The 16760-nt window shown below is 69.8% G+C and carries 15 protein-coding genes and 3 pseudogenes; 3 read left to right on the forward strand and 15 right to left on the reverse strand.

Annotated features, from left to right (window positions below; all coding sequences use genetic code 11):
- Positions 1 to 12: 12 nt before the first annotated feature.
- The 3 genes from EEJ42_RS21695 to EEJ42_RS21705 are packed head-to-tail and all read right to left on the reverse strand — an operon-like array spanning position 13 to position 3021.
- A complete protein-coding gene (locus tag EEJ42_RS21695; protein ID WP_123102089.1) occupies positions 13 to 1632 on the reverse strand; it encodes a site-specific integrase in 1620 nt (539 codons plus the stop codon).
- A gap of 13 nt (positions 1633 to 1645) precedes the next feature.
- Positions 1646 to 1960: a helix-turn-helix domain-containing protein gene (locus tag EEJ42_RS21700; RefSeq protein WP_123101969.1), complete on the reverse strand. Its 315-nt coding sequence runs from the start codon at positions 1958 to 1960 to the stop codon at positions 1646 to 1648.
- A complete protein-coding gene (locus EEJ42_RS21705) occupies positions 1957 to 3021 on the reverse strand; it encodes a tyrosine-type recombinase/integrase (RefSeq protein WP_221179399.1) in 1065 nt (354 codons plus the stop codon). Before EEJ42_RS21705 ends, EEJ42_RS21700 begins: the two co-directional genes overlap by 4 nt.
- A gap of 145 nt (positions 3022 to 3166) precedes the next feature.
- On the opposite strand from EEJ42_RS21705, the pseudogene EEJ42_RS21710 reads away from it, so the two are divergent.
- A pseudogene (locus EEJ42_RS21710) lies at positions 3167 to 3313 on the forward strand (ATP-binding protein); the annotation flags it as partial.
- 52 nt (positions 3314 to 3365) lie between these two features.
- On the opposite strand, the gene EEJ42_RS21715 reads toward EEJ42_RS21710, so the two are convergent.
- Both EEJ42_RS21715 and EEJ42_RS54260 read right to left on the reverse strand, forming a co-directional pair.
- Positions 3366 to 3962: a DinB family protein gene (locus EEJ42_RS21715; protein WP_123101971.1), complete on the reverse strand. Its 597-nt coding sequence runs from the start codon at positions 3960 to 3962 to the stop codon at positions 3366 to 3368.
- Between the two features lie 214 nt (positions 3963 to 4176).
- Positions 4177 to 5038, reverse strand: a pseudogene (locus EEJ42_RS54260) (Tn3 family transposase); the annotation flags it as partial.
- Positions 5039 to 5299: 261 nt separating this feature from the next.
- Between EEJ42_RS54260 and EEJ42_RS21725 the strand changes: the two are divergent.
- A pseudogene (locus tag EEJ42_RS21725) lies at positions 5300 to 5688 on the forward strand (ABC transporter permease); the annotation flags it as partial.
- An 86-nt stretch (positions 5689 to 5774) separates the two neighbouring features.
- Here the strand turns inward: EEJ42_RS21725 and EEJ42_RS21730 are convergent.
- The 7 genes from EEJ42_RS21730 to EEJ42_RS51045 all read right to left on the reverse strand — a co-directional run bounded on the left by EEJ42_RS21730 (position 5775) and on the right by EEJ42_RS51045 (position 13110).
- Positions 5775 to 6488 (reverse strand): hypothetical protein, encoded by a 714-nt coding sequence (locus EEJ42_RS21730; protein ID WP_246097104.1) that lies wholly within the window; start codon positions 6486 to 6488, stop codon positions 5775 to 5777.
- A 35-nt stretch (positions 6489 to 6523) separates the two neighbouring features.
- Complete coding sequence (locus EEJ42_RS21735; RefSeq protein WP_123101975.1) at positions 6524 to 7693, reverse strand: NAD(P)/FAD-dependent oxidoreductase; 1170 nt, start codon at positions 7691 to 7693, stop codon at positions 6524 to 6526.
- Positions 7690 to 9714 carry a LodA/GoxA family CTQ-dependent oxidase gene (locus EEJ42_RS21740; RefSeq protein ID WP_123101977.1) on the reverse strand — a complete coding sequence of 675 codons (2025 nt, stop codon included), beginning with the start codon at positions 9712 to 9714 and terminating at the stop codon, positions 7690 to 7692. Before EEJ42_RS21740 ends, EEJ42_RS21735 begins: the two co-directional genes overlap by 4 nt.
- A 309-nt stretch (positions 9715 to 10023) precedes the next feature.
- The gene (locus EEJ42_RS21745; protein ID WP_123101979.1) at positions 10024 to 10659 is read right to left on the reverse strand and encodes a CBS domain-containing protein; all 636 of its coding nucleotides are present in this window, start codon (positions 10657 to 10659) and stop codon (positions 10024 to 10026) included.
- A 420-nt stretch (positions 10660 to 11079) separates the two neighbouring features.
- A complete protein-coding gene (locus EEJ42_RS21750; protein WP_123101981.1) occupies positions 11080 to 11766 on the reverse strand; it encodes a PepSY domain-containing protein in 687 nt (228 codons plus the stop codon).
- A gap of 301 nt (positions 11767 to 12067) precedes the next feature.
- Positions 12068 to 12622: an RraA family protein gene (locus EEJ42_RS21755; RefSeq protein ID WP_425472935.1), complete on the reverse strand. Its 555-nt coding sequence runs from the start codon at positions 12620 to 12622 to the stop codon at positions 12068 to 12070.
- Positions 12622 to 13110 (reverse strand): RraA family protein, encoded by a 489-nt coding sequence (locus EEJ42_RS51045; protein ID WP_221179403.1) that lies wholly within the window; start codon positions 13108 to 13110, stop codon positions 12622 to 12624. Before EEJ42_RS51045 ends, EEJ42_RS21755 begins: the two co-directional genes overlap by 1 nt.
- On the opposite strand from EEJ42_RS51045, the gene EEJ42_RS54705 reads away from it, so the two are divergent.
- A complete protein-coding gene (locus EEJ42_RS54705) occupies positions 13060 to 13716 on the forward strand; it encodes a LysR family substrate-binding domain-containing protein (protein ID WP_425472939.1) in 657 nt (218 codons plus the stop codon). The two genes, EEJ42_RS51045 and EEJ42_RS54705, sit on opposite strands and share 51 nt — an antisense overlap.
- On the opposite strand, the gene EEJ42_RS21770 is transcribed toward EEJ42_RS54705, so the two are convergent.
- The 3 genes from EEJ42_RS21770 to EEJ42_RS21780 are packed head-to-tail and all read right to left on the reverse strand — an operon-like array spanning position 13622 to position 16735.
- Positions 13622 to 14470: an HpcH/HpaI aldolase/citrate lyase family protein gene (locus EEJ42_RS21770; protein WP_123101985.1), complete on the reverse strand. Its 849-nt coding sequence runs from the start codon at positions 14468 to 14470 to the stop codon at positions 13622 to 13624. The two genes, EEJ42_RS54705 and EEJ42_RS21770, sit on opposite strands and share 95 nt — an antisense overlap.
- Positions 14467 to 15339: an HTD2 family dehydratase gene (locus EEJ42_RS21775; RefSeq protein WP_123101987.1), complete on the reverse strand. Its 873-nt coding sequence runs from the start codon at positions 15337 to 15339 to the stop codon at positions 14467 to 14469. The genes EEJ42_RS21770 and EEJ42_RS21775 overlap by 4 nt, the downstream gene beginning before the upstream one ends.
- A gap of 19 nt (positions 15340 to 15358) precedes the next feature.
- Positions 15359 to 16735, reverse strand: coding sequence for an MFS transporter (locus tag EEJ42_RS21780; protein WP_123101989.1), 1377 nt, complete (start codon positions 16733 to 16735; stop codon positions 15359 to 15361).
- Positions 16736 to 16760 lie beyond the last annotated feature (25 nt).

Here is a 16760-nt window from a genome sequence, read left to right on the forward strand (position 1 = left end):
ATCTGGTGTTCATTAGCTGGGCAGTCGTCCGGTGTCGACGTGATCGGCGAGATAGATCAGAGTGGCCTGCGGGTCCATGCCGAAGGCTGCGGCGACGAGCTTGGGGTCCATGGTGTTCACCAGGTCGAGGAGGCGGGTGCTGCGGATCGTCCGGGGCGGGTATCCGCAGTCGTCAAGGACATGGGAGAGATAGGCAGTTGAGGCCGGGCTCCGCCCGGCCTTCGTTCCTTTGGTGACCATCACGTGCGGGTTGGACGTCGGCCATGCTTCGCGGTGGGCCAGGCAGCGTTGCAGCACGGTCCAGGAGGCGGGGTCCAGCGGGACGGGGTGGGGTCGCTTGCCGAGCCGGACCGTCTGGGCCGCCGGGTCGATGTCGGTGATCTGCAGCAGACGGACCTCCGTACTGGAGGCGCCGTGCAGCAGGGCGAGCATGCCCATCACGGCCTCGTGCGGGTGGACGTGTTCGTCTGTGGTCCAGCGGCGGAAGAGCTCGCGCTGCTGGTCGAGGGTGAGAGTCCGGCCGCGGAAGCCGCTGCGTTCCTTCACGATCATGGTGCGGGTCGGGTCGATGAGCACGATGTGCTGGGAGCGGGCGAAGCGGAAGAACTGCCGCAGCACCACCAGTCGGCGCTTGCTGGCCTTCGGCAAGGTGGCCAGGAAGGCTTCGATGTCGTGCACGTCGATCAGGGCCCAGTCGTCCTTGCCGCGGTGCTCGGTCAGGAAGCGGGCCAGGTCCCGCAGGATGCTCAGGGCGGTTTCCAGGGTGTGGTTGCTGCGGGGGCGGGTGCCGGCCCGGCGGGCCCGGTTCTGGGCCCGCATGCGGGAGGCGTCGAAGGCGGCCACGGCCGGCCGGAGCGGTTCGGGGACGGCGTCGATGCGGCGTTTGCGCCGCCCGGCGGCGAGACGTTCGGCCTGGTCGGTGGGCAGGGCCAGGCCGCTCAGGGTGAAGAAGTCCTCCAGTGCGCGGGCGAAGGAGCCCATCGAGCGTCCGGGTCTGCGGGCTCGCTCCAGCAGGGCCTGAGGCGAGTTGGAGTGCTCGTCGCTCAGGAGCCGGCCCAGGTCGGTGACGAGGCCGCAGGCCCGGGAGACGCAGAAGCGGGCCGCGACATGCGCGACGAAGTCTTCGAGCCAGGCGGGCGGATCGGAGAGTTGGTCGCGGAGGTGTTCGCCGCGGATGAAGGGGCGGCCGGGGTGCCGTTGCCAGCAGGCCGAGCACAGGCCCAGTCCGGCATGCCGCCTCAGCTGGCCGCACTCGCGGCAGATCCGGGGTGGCTGTTTCAGCGGGCCCGGACGGGAGCACGACCCGCACCAGCCGGTGTCCTCGCGCAGATAGCCTGGCTTGCCACAGCGCGGGCAGGGCTGCTGGGCGGCGAGCCGCTCGGCCTTGCCGCGGCAGTCCCGGCAGAGCCGGTTGCCGGCCGCGCGGACCGGATGGCCGCACTGTTCGCAGACGCGCGAGCAGCTGATGCACCGGCCGGTGTCCTCCTGGAGGACTCGGTCCTTGCCGCAGGACGGACATGCCGCCTTCGCGGCCTGCTCCTGCATCCGGCGTCGGCATCGGCAGCAGTGCCGGCGGTCGCGATAGCCGACCGGCCCGCCGCAGGTGACGCAGTCGCGTTGCCTCTTGCCCACGGTGATCGCCACCTCACAGCGGCGGCATTGACCGGCCCCGGGCGGAGGCAACCTGCGGAAGCTCCGCGACGGGCCGGGGCGGAGCCACCGGCCGTTCGACGGGGGTGGTGTCGACCTCGATCAGATCGTTCGGGGTGCACTCCAGCGCGGTGCACAATGCGGCCAGCGTCGTCATCTTCATCTGCGAGGGCTCCTTGGTGAACAGCGCGGACACCGAGGCGGAGGACAGCTCCAGGCCGGCCTTCTCGGCCAGCAGTCGCCGCAACTCGGTGCCGGTCCACACCTCACGCTGGGCGGCGGCCATCCGCAGCCGCCATCGGATCTTCACGCCGTGGTGTCCTTCCCTGTCAGCTCGGCCAGGGTGCCGACGACGGCCCGCTGATAGGCGTCCTCGATGAACGTCGCGGAGGGCCGGACATAACGCATGGTCGAGCTGACTGTCCAGTGACCGAGCATCTGCTGGATCGCCACCAGGTCGACGCCGCGTTCGTAGTTGTGGGTCGCGCAGGCCCTCCGCAGGGCATGCGGGCTGAACCTCTCTGCGGGCGGGCGCCCTTCAAGCTCCATGAGATAGCGAAGCCGGTTGCGGATGGTCCCGCGATGCAGGGCTCCGCCGGACTCGTCGGCGAACAGCACAGGAGAATCAGGGAACTTGGGCCGCACGTCCTCCAGGAACCAGCGCAGCACCAGGTCCAGGCCGTCGAGCATGGGCACCCAGCGCGGCCTCGGTCCGGAGGTGTGAGCCCCTTTGCCGAAGCGGACGTGCAACTTGCCGAACGGGCCGCGGCTGAAGTGCACATCCGGCTCGTCCAGCAGCGATGCCTCCTCCGAGCGGAGCCCGGCGTGATACAGCGTCCGGAACATCGCATAGTCCCTCGCAGCGGGTCCGTACTTCCTCGCGGTCGCGATCCGCTGCTTCATGAAGTCGAAGAACTCCGCCACCCGTTCCGGCGTCGGCGGCGGCACCAGGGCCGGGGAATCGTCGCCGACATGCCGGGAGGCATTGAACTCGTCGACCGGGCAGACCAGCCGGACGCCGAACGCGGCCTCGATGTCGGCCGCCTTGCGGGCCTGCAGGAACCGGTGGAAGCCCTTGAAGATCTGGACGTACTCGCGCCGGGTCGACGTCGCCCGGCCCTTCACCGCCAGGTCACCAACCACCCGGTCGATGTCCTCCGGCGTCACCTCCCACGCGGGTCGGCCCAGGGCCGCGAGGGTCCGCTCCAGCAGGCCGACGTCGTTGTCGATGGTCACCGGGCTGAACCCGCGCGCCCGCCACGAAGCAACGAACGCGTCAACGCACGCGGTCTGGAACTGCCACGGGTCCGTCGCCAGGAGCTCCTGCGGGACGGCCCCGCCCGCGATGACCTGGAGTCTCGCCTCGGCCACCGGCACACCTTCCTCGCACCTGAACGGTCAAGGCAGCACCTGGAAAACCGCGATGCTGCCACGAGAACCAACGAGGACCCCAGGAACGGGATACGGCCAGGTGGCAGCGACAACCCTTGTGAGGGAACAAGTGCCAGCCCCAGATGGGTGGACGAAGACGTTCACCGATCCCCGGCTCTGCGCGGCCATCGTCGACCGGCTGACCTTCAACGGCGCCATCATCCAGACCGGCACCGAGTCCTACCGCCTCGCCCACACCAAAGCCCTGGCCGAGCAGACCGCAGCTGGCTGAACGGCGCCGCACGGCCGACCCCGGAGCCAACGGGGTCGGCAGCGGGGCGAGATCAGCCGCTGACTTCCCGCGCCACGCGCTCCAGTCGGTTCCGGTGGCCCTCCCACCACGCCTGATCCTCTGGTGGCATGTTGTCCTTGCCTTGCAAATATCCGACGGATCCGTCGATGAGCTCTCGCACGATGTCGGCGTGACCAGCATGCCGCTGAGTATCGGAGATCACGTGCACCAGGATGTTGTGCAGCGTCACGTCGCGACGTTCCTCCGGCCACCACGGGACGTGACCGATCGCGTCAAGCGTCAGCGTCGCGATCGTACTGTTGGAGTGCTCCCACGCCTGGCGATACAGCCCAACGATCCATTCCCGCGACTCGTCTGCGGTGGCCCACATGTCCGAGTTGGGTTCTGCGTCCTCCGTATACCACCAGGGCGGCGGCTCCTTGTCGAAGAACGGCCGCCCGAACGTGTCGCCGAAGTACCCCAGCTCCACGCCGGCAACATGCTTGACCAGCCCTAACAAATTCGTGCCCGTGGGGGTCAGTGGACGTCGGATGTCGTACTCCGAGAGCCCATCGAGCTTCCACACCAGGGCGTCGCGCGCCTCTTGCAAGTACCGGAGAAGGTTCGCTTTCGGGTTCGGTTCGACCATGCCGGGAGTCTCCCACTCGGCACTGACAGGCGGCAGTGACATCAAAAGCCACTGACATTGATCTTGCCTGCCTCCGCGAAACGACTCCCCAAGTCACCTCGAAACGACTCCCCGCGAAAGTGATACAGCCACATGGCGGAGCGGAGACACGCGGGCGACGTCTTCGTCCAGGGCGTCGTGCTCGCGCTCGTCGGCGGGCAGCGCCCGCAGGTGCTCGCGCGGACCTGTCCGGCGGCCCGCAGCCGTCGGTGGCGATGCCGGGCAGCTCCGCGCGTCAGAACCGCTGGTCCGCGAGGCCCTTGAACCTGGGGGAGAAGTAGTAGCCGAGCATCCCGAACAGGCCGAAGACCATGTCGGAGTAGGAGGCGTTGTCGGTGGCGACCATCTCCGGCTTGACCCCGGCGTCCAGGTTCAGCAGGGGTCCAGGATGTGCAGGGAGTCGCGCGGGGTGCCGGGCACCACCATCTGCCCGATGCCACCCGTGCCAGGGCCTCGATCAGCTTCGCGTTCGCCGCGGTGATGGTGTCCGCCCGCAGGTAGTACTGGTCGACGTGGACCAGCCGGTCCCTCTTGAGAGTGTCCTCGTTCGGGTCTACGACCGGGGTGCAGCCGATGTTGCACGCCTAGGCCACCAGCAGCGCCACCAGGGACGGCTTGATGTCCTCCATGCGAGTACGGCCGTCCCCGAGGTGCACGAAGGCGTCCAGGAACCCGGTCCAGGCATCGACCTCGAACAACAGGTCCGGCAGGTCGATCTTCGGAAGCATCGCCGCGGTGGTCTTGCGCAGCCACTTCAGCGACGCCTTCTCGCCCAGCGCCCCGAGGCGGTCCACGTTCAGACTCAGCCGCCCGTTGGGCTGGATCTCGAAGCTGAGCTTCGCGTCCTGCCCGGCCTCCTGAAGCCGCTCGGCCATCAACTGCCAGGCCGCACCCAGCGCCCGCACCCGCCCGGCCAAGTGCTCCTCGACCGGCTCGTCCAGACTCAGCCCGTGCAGGACGTCCTCGGCGACGGCCTCCCACTGATTACCGTCCAGCAGCCTGGCCCGCGGGTCGGACCAGCAGTTCGACGGCAGGGCAAGGCTTGTGGACGCCTCGGGGCGAGATGACCGTCTCCGGCCTCGGCTACGGCCCCGAGGGTCGCGCCATGCGTGACGGTCGCACCGTGAGCGCGGGCGACGCCTTGCTGTCCTGGTCGTCGTGGAGGGTCTGCGTCAAGGCGCGGCGGGCACTCCCGGAGTGTAAGCGCCGTATCCGGCTCTGTGGCGCCGCAGCGAGACAGTCCGCGGAAGTCTCGCTGGAAGAAAAAGTGTGCCAAGCGAGCAAAGGTGATGGCATCGGTGAGTGAGCTTGGCGTGCTGGTCGCCAACGGCCTGATCGCGGGCATCGAACAGGTGCCCCCACTGTTCCTCCGGGCGGGTCGCACCCTGGGCGCGACCGGTCTGGCGGGCATCCGGTACATCCTCCTTCCCGCTGCACTCCCCGGGTATCTCCCGGGACTCAAGCAGGGCTGGGCCTTCGCCTGGCGGTCGCTGATGGCGCCGAGCTCATTGCCAGCTCACCGGAGCTGGGTGAAGGCCTCGGGCAGGTCTTGCAGAACGCACGCGCGTACCAGGACATGCCGCTCGTCCTCGCGTCCATCCTTGTCATCCTGACGGTGGGCATCGGCATCGATCTGGTCGTCTTCGCGCCCCTGGAGCGCCGCGTCCTGCGCGGCCGTGGCCTGTAGGGAGAGGGCCGCCGGACGCGGTGACGCTGCGGCGGGAGAGCCGTCCTCCGGCAATGCCCGGCACGGAGCGAGGGCTCGTCGCCGACTCAGTTGTTGAGGCTGGTGTGGTTCCACCAGCCCTGCCGACCCGCCTTGAAACTGATCGACGCACCGGCTCCGTTGATCTTGGCGTCGTACCTCTGCCCCTTCTTCAAGGGGCTCTCCGTCACGACACCGTGGGGGTCCTCGATCGACTCGATGGTGATGTCCGGGACCTTGCTCAGGAGCGTGGGGTCGATGTTGCGCGGCTCAGTGAGGGTGATGACTTCGTCCCAGTTCGGCTTCTTCGCGAGCTCGTGCGCAATGTGTACCTCGTCGCCCTCGCCGAACAACAGGTAGGTGAGGTAGGTGGGGTATTCCAGGCCTCCGAGCTTCCGGAAGTACCGTACGTCCTCCGCCCGGCAGACCGCGTCGGTCTGCTGCCCGTTCAGCATCTTCTGGAATTCCCTTGAGCCGTCGGGTTTGACGATGACCCGTTCCAGCTGGACCTTGAAGGTCTTGCCCTGCTTGAGGTCCGCGAGCGGGAAGTGGTCGGGGGAGAAGAGGCTGTAGAAGACCCTCTTGTCCTTGTTCTTCTCCAGATCCGCGAGATACGCGTCGCGCACGGCGTCCGCGAGGCTGAGGGTCACGATTGCCTGGAAGGCATGCGCCTCCACGTTGTAGAGCGCCAAGTGGTAGGAGAAGATCCGTCTCTTGCCGATCAGCAGAAACCGGTGGAGACCATGCAGGGCTCCGCTGTCGGGGCCGGCTCCGTGTTCCATTTCCGTGCTCATGACGTGCTGCGCCTTTCCTGTGGTCAGAAGGAGGAGTCGGGGAGGTCGGCCAGGCGCCGCGCCCAGAAAGAGCGGTGGATCCAGCGGGCCTCCTGGGCGTGAATGAGACGGTGGCCGCGCAGATACGCGGTCCGGGCGGCCGCTACCTGGTGCGCGTAGGCGGCGAGGGCCGAGTCCTCGCCGTCATTCACGCGACTCAGGCGGGCGTCGACGGCCCGGCCCGCGTTCATCCCGGTGTAGAGAGCAGTGAGGACGCCCTGGGAGGAGAGCGGGTCGAAGGCGACCGCCGCGTCTCCGGCGGCGGTCCAGCCGTCTCCGTACACCCGGTTCAGGTGCGCTGTGTGTGCGGCGGCCCGGCGGGGCGCGGCGGATGGCGTGGGCCCGTGCCGGCGGGCCCACCGGGACACGTGCCGGGTGGCCAGCATCCGTCGGCGGAAGTGGCGTGCGGTGTACGGGGCGGCAGGCAGGTCGGTGTCGGTGAAGTAGGCGACCAGGCGCCCGCCGGAGGGCTGCGGGGCGGTGTACCACCAGCCGTCCTCGTCGGACTCGATGAGCGAACAGCGATCGGTGTCCCGCGGGTCCGCCTCCAGGGGCGCGTGGAGGGCTGTGAGCCGGTCCCGGACCCGCCGCCGGGCCCCGCACCGGACGGCGATCGCGGCGGCGCGGCCGGTGGCGTCGATCACCCAGCGGCAGCGCACCGTACGCTCGCCACCGGCCCCGGTGTCGGCAGGGCCCGTGCCGCCGCGCAGGGCCAGAGTCCAACCGCGGTCCGGCTGCCGCGCCGCTCCGCGTACGGCCGTGCCCTCGGCGACCTCGGCCCCGGCCGCGCGGGAGGCGTCGCGCAGTCGTCGGTCGAACAGCAGCCGGTCGAGGTGCCAGCCATGGCCGTGCGGATCGTTGATGAAGTCCACGGCGTGCAGGTCGGCCGAGCCCCACGCCGACAGATTGCCGTAGCAGGGCAGATGCCCGGACCTGAGAACGCGGTCGGCGACGCCGAGGTCGCCGAGCAGGACCCGCCCGGCGGGCACGAGCGTCTCGCCGACCTTCGGCGGCCCGGTGCCGGCGTCCGCCAGCAGAACCGTACGGCCGGCCCGGGCGAGCGTGAGCGCGGCGGCGCAGCCGGCCGGGCCGCCGCCCGCCACCACGACGTCGTAGGTTTCCCCGCCGGGGGCGGGCGCGGGCGCGGGGCTCACAGCGCCTCGTGGAAGGGGTCGAGTCTCTCGAGGTATCCGGCGGCGATCTCCTCCTCGCGGTAGCCGGTCGCCTCCACTGCCTCGCTGACCGCCCGCGCCACGTACTCGGCCTCGACGGTTTCGGGGGCGGGCCCGTCCGCGGGCCAGGTGCCGGCTGCGGCGGCCAGCACGGGCACACCCGCCTCGAGCACCTGCAAGTTGACGAGGTTTGCCGTGTCCATCGCCTGGTCGAGCGGTGCTGCGGGGCGTGACTCCACGTGGATGCGGTTGGGGAACTTCCCGTCGCCGACGGTGTAGTCGCGCACCTCGACGATCCCGAGCTTCGGCCAGTCCGCGATCATCTGGGTGCGCTGCTGGTTCGTATTGCCGTTGAGGCCGCGCAGCCAGGTCGCCCGCCGTTCGAACGCCTCCTCCCGGGCGCTGTCGTCGCCGCCGGCCGGTGGCGTGTTCACCCTCTCGAAGTCCTCCGCCTTGAGTACGTGGTTGGGCACGTGGGCAGGCCAGAAGGTCGGCAGGTACGGGCTGTAGCGGGGCCCGAGGTCCGGCACCAGCGCCTCGTAGCCGGAGCGGCAGCTGGCGGTGTCGGCCTGCCATGGGGCGGCCATCCAGCGCGTGAGATCTCCAGGCCCTTGCGCGTACAGTGGGCCGTCCTTGACGGCCGCCTCCTGCGGCGTGAGCATCGGCCCGAAGTCGGGCTCCGAAGCACCCGAGTTGCGATGCAGGATGCGGAAGGGTTCGGCGAACATGGTCGGGTGCCTGATCGGCCAGGTGACCTCGCACCCCGGGTGGAACGCCTCGGCGGCACAGTTCTCCAGGGCCGCCCGGTCCAGCAGCCCCGGCTGCTCCGCGATGGGCGCGTCATCCACGGTGGGGCGGGACTCTCGCAGCGGGGCGGCTTGGAACGCGCCGTCGGCCCAGCGCTGAAGCATCCAGTCCTGGAACGGGGACAGCGTGATGTGCTGACGCACGGATTTGGGTCTGCTGGCCATGGCGTCGCCGTAGAGCCATGGCCACGGCAGAGGGGACATCCCGTCGCGGCAGTAATCGCGCAGGGCCACGTACGTCTGGCGACGCAGTTCCCGGTTGCGCTCGGACGGATCGGCGAGTCGTTTCCGCATCGCCGGGGCGAGGAAGAAGTTGGGGCCGTTCCAGCCGAATTGCGTCGCGAAACCCCGGTTGACCCACTGTAGATCGCAGAATCGCCGCAGAATCGGCTCGATGTGATCGGCGAACGAAATCATCTGCGGGCGGGCCAGTGAACCGGCCTCGACGAAGACATCGAAGAGCAGGTCGTAGAGGGTGCGGATGGACTTCACACCGGGGGCGTAGTCCGGAGGGCCCACCACGACCCAGGCGGGGGTGGCAATGAGTTCCCTGCCGTCGATACGGACCTTCGCCGTGACAGGGCCGTCGGACACGTCGTCGTACCAGGTGTCGTTGTTGGCGACTCCGGTGATCGGTTTGTTCTTGTAGGAGGCGGAGCTTCCCCTGCCACCGAGCACCACCAGGCGCCCGTCGGAACGGGTCGAGATCTCCCCGAGGTACACCGCATTGCCCATGACCTTGCCGGAATCGAACTTCTTCGTCTCGGTCATCGAGCCGCGAACGGTCCGGCTTCCGGGGTCGTTGACCAGCTTCTTCCGGTCGGCGCCCACGACGTCGGCGTTTCGCCGAGCGTATTGCCCAGCCGCGAGCATCTCGCCCTCGGGGATATCGAGCGGCAGATGGAACTGGTACCAGGCGGCCTTTTTGTTGGCCAGGTGCACCGTCCACTGGATCTCGGAAACACCCGCGTCCCCCGGCTTCAGCTCCCGTACGACCTCCCCTGCGGCGTTGTAGCCGTACACCCGGAAACGCGCAGCCTGCCTCCGGATCGCTCCGGAACTGTCCTTGTAGGAGCCAAGGTTCATGGGTTTCTGGTCCGGTGATTCCGGGCCGATGAAGGGCGTGTCGATGCTGTTTCCCACCCGGGCGACACCAATGGCAGGGTGGATCTTCACCTGTACGATGTGACCGTCCATCGAAGAGCCTTCCCTTGCGGGCCCCTGGGGGCGGGTCTCAAACGTAAGATCTTGCAATTCCGGCCGCATATCGAGACTGCCGAATGGGTGTACGGATGCGTCCTGTGGCAGGTTCCACGCCTCGTGCACCATCAGCAGCACGGCCGCGGCCCCCGCATGACGGCGGCCAGGACCCGCCGAACGTGGATGTCGGCGGTCCACTGCTTCCACCACTCCACGGACGGCGCCGTTCTCGGCGCCGGTGGGAAGCCTGGTTGCACCTGGTGGCCGGCCTGCCGCGGCTGTGGCCGGACTCCCGGGGCGGACCACTTAGCCCGGGGCGGTGAGGTGGGCGTCCACGGTGACGACGCCGTCGACGCCCTGGCAGAGGCCCACGACCACCGGGATGAGACGCGGTTCCGGGACGTGGCCCCGAAGGGTGACGTCCCCGTCACGGACCTCGACCGCGACGGTGCCCTGGTTCAGGCCGAGGATGCGTCCCAGGACGTCCTGCTCGACCTCGTCGCGGATCTCGACGTCGGAGCGGATGAAGGCGTCGAGCAGGTCGCTGCGGCTGACGATGCCAAGGAGCCTGTCGTCGCCGACCACCGGCAGTTGCTTGACGTGCCGCCTGCGGAGTTCGCGCGCGGCCCGGGGGATGGTCCAGTCGGCGCGGGCGGTGAAGACGGGGCTGCTCATGAGCGCGCCTGCGGTCCGGGCACGGGCCTTGCCCCAGGCGCGCTCGTCGTCCCCGTCCTGCCCCTGCGGATCGGGCATGCCGGTCTCGTGCCGCAGTACGTCGGACGCGGACACCATGCCGAGGAGGGTGTCGTTGTCGTCGACGACCGGGGCCGCGGCGATGTCGTTCGCGTCCAGCATGGCGGCGACTTCCTGGAACGGTGTGCTGGGGCGGAAGGTGACGACCTCCTCGGTCATCACGTCACCGACCGTGCGGCGGCGCAGCATGGCATCGGCCTCCTCCGCTGTGCGACAGGGCGGCCGCGGTCGGACCGCCCGGGCGGGCCCACGCGCGGTGCGTCGGCCTCCGCGGCCCTGCCGGCTCGTCCACGCCGTCCTCCCTACCCATGACAACACCGCTCCGCTCCGGCGACCAGTGACGTTCGGCCTGGCGGGGAAGATCGGCGGTCCTACGGCCAGGAGTGCGGCCGAGTGCGCGGTAGATGCCGGCAACGCTGGGCGCCTGGCCCTTGCGCTTGTCGATGGGGACGATCAGGTCGCCCTCCTGACCGCTCACTCAGCGTCCGCCCGACCCCCACGGGGCCCGGCCCCCCGGAACGGACGAAGGGGCCGCGCCCGCCGGACAGTGGCGAGTGCGGCCCCTTCGGGCTCTGGGGGAGGCTTCGGGCAGGCGGCCCGGTCGCCTGATCAGTCGTCGTCGCCGTCGTCCTGGTTGTCGTTGTCGTCGTGGTCGATGTGCTGGCCCAGGACCTTGCCGTTGGCGGCGTCGACGGTGATGTCGTGGTTCTTGTGGTCCTTGCCGAGGACGTCGACCTCGTAGACGGTGGCCCCGGTGCGGTCGTTGTCGTCCAGGCCGAAGGAGGTCACGGTGCCGGGTACGGCCTTCAGGGCCTGGTCGGTGGCGTTGCCGTAGCCGGTCTTGTCGCCTTTGATCAGGGCCTGGGTCTCGCGGGCGTCCTGGGCGGCGTCGTCGTCGCGGTCGGTGTGCTTGTTCAGGACCTTGCCGTTGCCCGCGTCGATGGTCACGTCGTGGTTCTTGTGGTCCTTGCCGAAGACGTCGACCTCCCAGATGAGGGAGCCGTTGCGGTCGTTGGTGTCGAGTTCGGCGGAGGTCGCGGTGCCGGGGACGGCCTTCAGCGCGGCGGCGGTGGCCTGGTCATAGCTGACCTTGTCGGCCTTGACCTCGGTGCGGTCCTGGGCGGTGTCGTCCAGGTGGCGCTCGTTCTGGGTGAGCTGGACCGAGGAGCGCGGCGCCGGGCCGTCGTCGTCCGCGAAGGCGTTCGCGGCGCCCGTGCCGCCGATCAGGGCGATGGCGGCGGCCGTGCCGAGAACGACGGCGCGGGGGGTGAGGGTGCGCTTGGCGGTGGCCTTCATGAGGACGTTCCTCCGGTTCGTGTCGCGGTTTCGCTTCCGTCGGCGGGCCCTCTCGCGCCCTTCCGACATTCACCACAGTGCCGAACCGAACCTGAACCCAGCCTGAAGTCCTGAAGCGCTCTTCAGATTCAGGCCATGTGATGTGCCTTCACTCGCAGCCCCGCGCCGCGGCTCTTCCACGCTCACCGGCGGCAACCGCCACGACATCACCCGGTTGCTGCCGCTGCTGGACGGGCTGACCTGGGGGATGTAGGACCGACTACCCAGTAAGACGCTCTCGATATATCGATGAAAGTCTGCATCAGACTTTGCCTCTATGACGGGCGTCTGGTGCAGTGAGCGAGGCGACAGCCTCCGCGAGGCGCCACATGCCATCACGATGGGGCGGAGGGCGCGGAATCGCTACCTCGACGCGCTCGATGCGTTCAGCGGTCTCGGTGACCAGCCGCACTCGGTCCTTGCCGGTGCGCATGAACCGGCCGCGGCTGAACAGCGGGTAGTTTCGCGCCAGAGAGGCCGATACGTCGAGGCAGACGCCGTTGATCACCGTTCCGGCGATGCCGCGGTGGGCGGCGACCTCGCTCATGATGCCGCCCCAGACCGTGACATCGGTGCGGCCGTCGTTGTCGATGACGATGACCGATCCGGGCGGGACGTCGTCGAGGAAGTCGCCGACCGTGCCATCGCTGGACTCGTCGACGGGCGCGTAGCGGACGGTAAAGGCCGGGCCCACCGCGCGGAAGTCGTTGGACAGGGGGGGAGAGGCCGTGCAACGCGCCCTCGATCCCGGTTCGGTCGAGGGCGTCGGAGATCGCGGCGGTGGGCAGCGCGCGCAGGCGCATGACGAGGCACTCATCACTTCGCCTCCGTTCCTGCCAGGCGGGCGTCTCGCATCGCCTGTGGCAGCGGCACTCCGGTCCGCACCTCGGCCTCGATGGCCGCCTCCAGGTCGGCGAGCCGCTGGGCGGCCTCCAGTGCCTCGGTAGCCCGCTCGCGGGGCGCGATCACGACACCCCCCTCGTCCGCGAGCAGCACATCTCCCTGCCGCACGGTCACCTCTCCGAGCCGGATGGGCTCACCGGACGACTTCTGCCGCAGGCGGCCGCGCGCGGTCACCGGCACCTGGGCGCGGGCGAACACCGGGAAGCCGAGTTCGCGCGCCTGCGCAACGTCCCGGCAGGCGCCGTCCGTGACGACACCGCGGATGCCGCGCACCGAGGCGCCGACGCTGACGATGCCGCCCCACGACGACACGTCCGTGCGGCCGCCCGGCACGAGATCGACCTTGCCGTCATCCGGCCCAGCGCGCCGGTGCGTGGGCTGCGCGTGCGGCCCTGGCGCCACGACCAGTTCGTGATCGCGCTACCCAGCGGGCATGCGCTGGCCGGGGACACCCCGGACCCGGTCGACCTCGCGCGGTTCGCGGACGAGCCCTGGGCGTGGCTTCGCCGTGAGGCGTCCCCCGACTACCACGACCAGCTCATGGCGACCTGCCGCCGCGCCGGGTTCACCCCTGAGGCGCGCCACATCGCCAACTCGATCCTGTCCCAGCTTGCGATGGTGGCCTGCGGCCTCGGTGTCACCCTCGTACCGAATGTGGCCGTCCGCTCGATCCAAGGACCATCGTCTACCGGCCCCTCACCGACTCTGCCGACATCATCGAACTGTCCCTCGTCTCCCGGGCCGACGCGCACGAGCCGCTGGTGCAGGAGTTCCTGCGCCACGCCTCGGCTGACCGGCAGGAGACGAACTAGGCACGTCGGGGGCGGGCGGCGCCCTCACCGCCCCTTTCCGGTTTCCCACACCGCACGTGCCATCCGGGTCCCCGGTGCGGATCGGGTCCGGACGGGCGCGTCTATGGAGCGGTGTGCGGCTTGGCGGCGCGCGCCAGAATGTTTCGGGCCCGCTCCAGTACCGGCTTGTCGACCATGTGGCCGTCCACCGTTGTGACGGCTTCTCCGGCGCCCAGGACGGCTCGGGCCCAGCGGAGTTCGCTCTCGGAGGGGGCGAAACCGTCGGTGACGGGGCCTATCTGCGCCGGGTGGATGCAGAGCTTGCCCGCGTAGCCCAGTCGGCGGGCATGGGCGGTGTCGGCGACGAGCGCCTGTGGGTCCCGTACGGCGGTGGTGACACCGTCCACTGGCGGGCGGATGCCCGCTGCCGCCGAGGCGAGGACCAGGCGGGAGCGGGCGTGGGCCAGGGCAAGGGTGTCGTCGTGGGCTGTGCCGAGCCCTGCGGCCAGGTCCACGTTGCCGAAGGCGGCACGTACGACGCCAGGCACGGAGCACAGGTCGTAGGCCCGTTCGACGCCGAGGGCCGTCTCGATGAGCGGGATCAGCGGGCAGCGGCCGGCGGTACGGACAACGATGTCGGTCAGGGCGGCGGGCTCCTCGGCCTTCGGGACCATCACCGGGCAGCCGTGGTCGGCGGCTGTCCGCAGGTCCGCCTCGAACCACGGGGTGCCGGGCGCGTTGACGCGTACGACGGTGCGGTCGCCGAGGCCGGGCCAGTCGGCGGCGGCCTGCCGGGCCTGCTCCTTGTCGTCGGCGGCGACCGCGTCCTCCAGGTCGACGATGACGAGGTCGGCGCCGGAGCGGGCGGCCTTGTCGAAGCGGTCCGGGCGGTGGCCCGGCACGAAGAGCAGGGCCCGGGCGGCCGCGACGGGCCCTCCTGCCTCCCGAAGGTCATTGATGCGCGGGGTCATGCGAAGGTCACCTCCGCGGTCGCGTGCTGTGCGTCGCGGTGGGTGGCGGTACGCAGTTGGGCGCCGGTGCCGGAGGGTACGCCCTCGGCGAGGAGGTGTTCGCCCGCGAACACCGGTCGGCGAAGTCGGAACGAGAGTGAGCGCACCCGGCGCTCGGGAGCGTTGCGGCGCGCCACGTCCAGCATGAGCAGGGCGAGCAGCGGGCCGTGGACGACGAGGCCGGGGTAGCCCTCGGTGTCGTGGCAGTAGGGGGCGTCGTAGTGGATGCGGTGGGCGTTTGCGGTGAGGGCGCTGAGGCGGAACAGGAGGGTCGGGTCGGGCCGGATGCCCAGGTGCCACGGGCCCTCGGGATCGGGGGCGGGGCGGTCGTCGATGGTGGCCGGATGCTGTCCGCCGGCGCTGCGGCCGGAGCGGTAGACGATGTCCTGCTCCTCGACCATGCACACCTGGCCCGCCTGGCGGAACTCCTGGCGCTCGGTCACGAACAGCAGCTCTCCGCTGCGGCCGTGCTTCGGTGTCACCGCGCCCAGGCTGCTGACCCGCTCGGCCGGTTCCCCCAGGCGCAGCGGCTCGGTGATCTCGCAGCGTCCGCCCGCGAACATGCGCTGCCGGTCGGGAATGGGTGGCAGGAAGCGGGCGTCACGCAGGTGGCCGTCGGGGCCCAGTTCGTGTTGGGCGGGCCAGTGCAGGAAGTGGAACCACTGCCACAGTGGAGGGAGCGGGTCACCGGCCTGCGCGGCGGGTTCGGGCAGGTCCAGGAGGGCGGAGATGGCGGCGGTGGGGCCCGGGTCCATGGGGTCGTGAGCGGTGACCGCCTCGGGGTGCCACGTTTCGACGTAGGAGCTGAGGGGCGTGGTGGCGGGCTGCATGGTGGTGTGACCTCGTGGTTCAGGTGAGTGGGGCGGTCTTCGGCGGTTGCGGTGCGGCCGGGGACGCCTGCGTGGCGTCCAGGTGGGAGGCCCGGGACGGTTCCTTGACGACGAGGGTGGCCAGGAAGGTCAGGCCGACGCATCCGGTGACGTACCAGAAGAAGAGGGATTCCTGGCCGGTGTCCTTCAGCGCCAGTGCGATCGGCTCGGTGAGGCCGCCGAAGGTGGCGGTGACCAGCGCGTGGGGGAGGCCCACACCCAGGGCCCGGACCTTGGTGGGGAACATCTCGGCCTTGATGACGGCGGCCAGGGCGGAGTAGCCGCTGACGAACGTCAGGGCGACGGTCATGAGGAGGAAGGCGAGCCAGGGGTTGCCGGTGCGGCCGAGGAGTGTCATCAGGGGCACGGTCAGCAGCATGCAGCCGCCGGAGAAGGCGAACATGACCGGGCGGCGGCCGATGCGGTCGGACACAGCGCCGACGGCCGGTTGCAGCAGCATGTACACGAACAGGGCGGCGAAGCCGATCACGGTGACCGTGGACTTGGGGATCCCGGCGGTGGTCACCAGGTACTTCTGTAGATACGTGGTGTAGGTGTAGAAGGCGACCGTGCCGCCGATGGCGAGGCCGAAGACCGCGATGAGCTGGCGCGGATACTCGGCGAACAGGGAGATCAGGCCCTTGCGTTCGCGGGACGCGGGATCCTGCGCGGCGGTGCGTGCCTGCTCCCGCCGAAAGTGTTCGGACTCCTCCATGGTGCGGCGCAGGTACATCACCACCAGACCGGCAGCGGCGCCGATCACGAAGGGGATGCGCCAGCCCCAGCTGTGCAGCTGGGCCTCGGTCAGCAGATTCTGTAGACCGATCGCCACGAGCAGGGCGATGAGCTGGCCCAGCACGATGGAGACGTACTGGAAGCTGGAGTAGAAGCCACGCCGTCCCGGGGGCGCGACCTCGCAGAGGTATGAGGCACTGGAGCCGAACTCGCCGCCGACGGACAGGCCCTGGACCAGCCGGGCCAGGACCAGCAGGGCCGGAGCCCCCATGCCTATGGTGTCGTGGCCGGGTGCGAGGGCGATGGTCAGCGATCCGGCGCTCATCAGCGTGACCGAGAGGGTCAGTGCACGCCGGCGGCCGTACCGGTCGGCGTAGACGCCGAGTAGCCAGCCGCCGAGCGGGCGCATGAAGAACCCCACGGCGAAGACGACGGCCGTGGAGAGCAGTTGGGCGGTCTGATTGCCTTTGGGGAAGAAGACGGAGGCGAAGTAGATGCTGAAGGTGGCGTAGGCGAACCAGTCATACCACTCGACCAGGTTGCCCAGACAGCCGCGTATGACGTTCGTGGTGACGTGTGTGCGGTCGGGTGTGGAGGGTGTGGAAGTGCGGCTCTGCGACATGGAAAGCTCCGTTGCTCGTGTCGCT

Source organism: Streptomyces botrytidirepellens (assembly GCF_003721215.1).
GTDB classification, from domain to species: Bacteria; Actinomycetota; Actinomycetes; order Streptomycetales; family Streptomycetaceae; genus Streptomyces; species Streptomyces himastatinicus.

Bases quoted from the DNA above. Each gene is read 5' to 3' on its own strand.
- EEJ42_RS21730 (WP_246097104.1), bottom strand. From the start codon at position 6,488: ATGGAACACGGAGCCGGCCCCGACAGCGGAGCCCTGCATGGTCTCCAC.
- EEJ42_RS21745 (WP_123101979.1), bottom strand. From the start codon at position 10,659: ATGCTGCGCCGCCGCACGGTCGGTGACGTGATGACCGAGGAGGTCGTC.
- EEJ42_RS21775 (WP_123101987.1), bottom strand. From the start codon at position 15,339: ATGCAGCCCGCCACCACGCCCCTCAGCTCCTACGTCGAAACGTGGCAC.
- EEJ42_RS21750 (WP_123101981.1), bottom strand. From the start codon at position 11,766: ATGAAGGCCACCGCCAAGCGCACCCTCACCCCCCGCGCCGTCGTTCTC.
- EEJ42_RS21770 (WP_123101985.1), bottom strand. From the start codon at position 14,470: ATGACCCCGCGCATCAATGACCTTCGGGAGGCAGGAGGGCCCGTCGCG.
- EEJ42_RS21740 (WP_123101977.1), bottom strand. From the start codon at position 9,714: ATGGACGGTCACATCGTACAGGTGAAGATCCACCCTGCCATTGGTGTC.
- EEJ42_RS21755 (WP_425472935.1), bottom strand. From the start codon at position 12,622: ATGAGTGCCTCGTCATGCGCCTGCGCGCGCTGCCCACCGCCGCGATCT.
- EEJ42_RS21715 (WP_123101971.1), bottom strand. From the start codon at position 3,962: ATGGTCGAACCGAACCCGAAAGCGAACCTTCTCCGGTACTTGCAAGAG.
- EEJ42_RS21780 (WP_123101989.1), bottom strand. From the start codon at position 16,735: ATGTCGCAGAGCCGCACTTCCACACCCTCCACACCCGACCGCACACAC.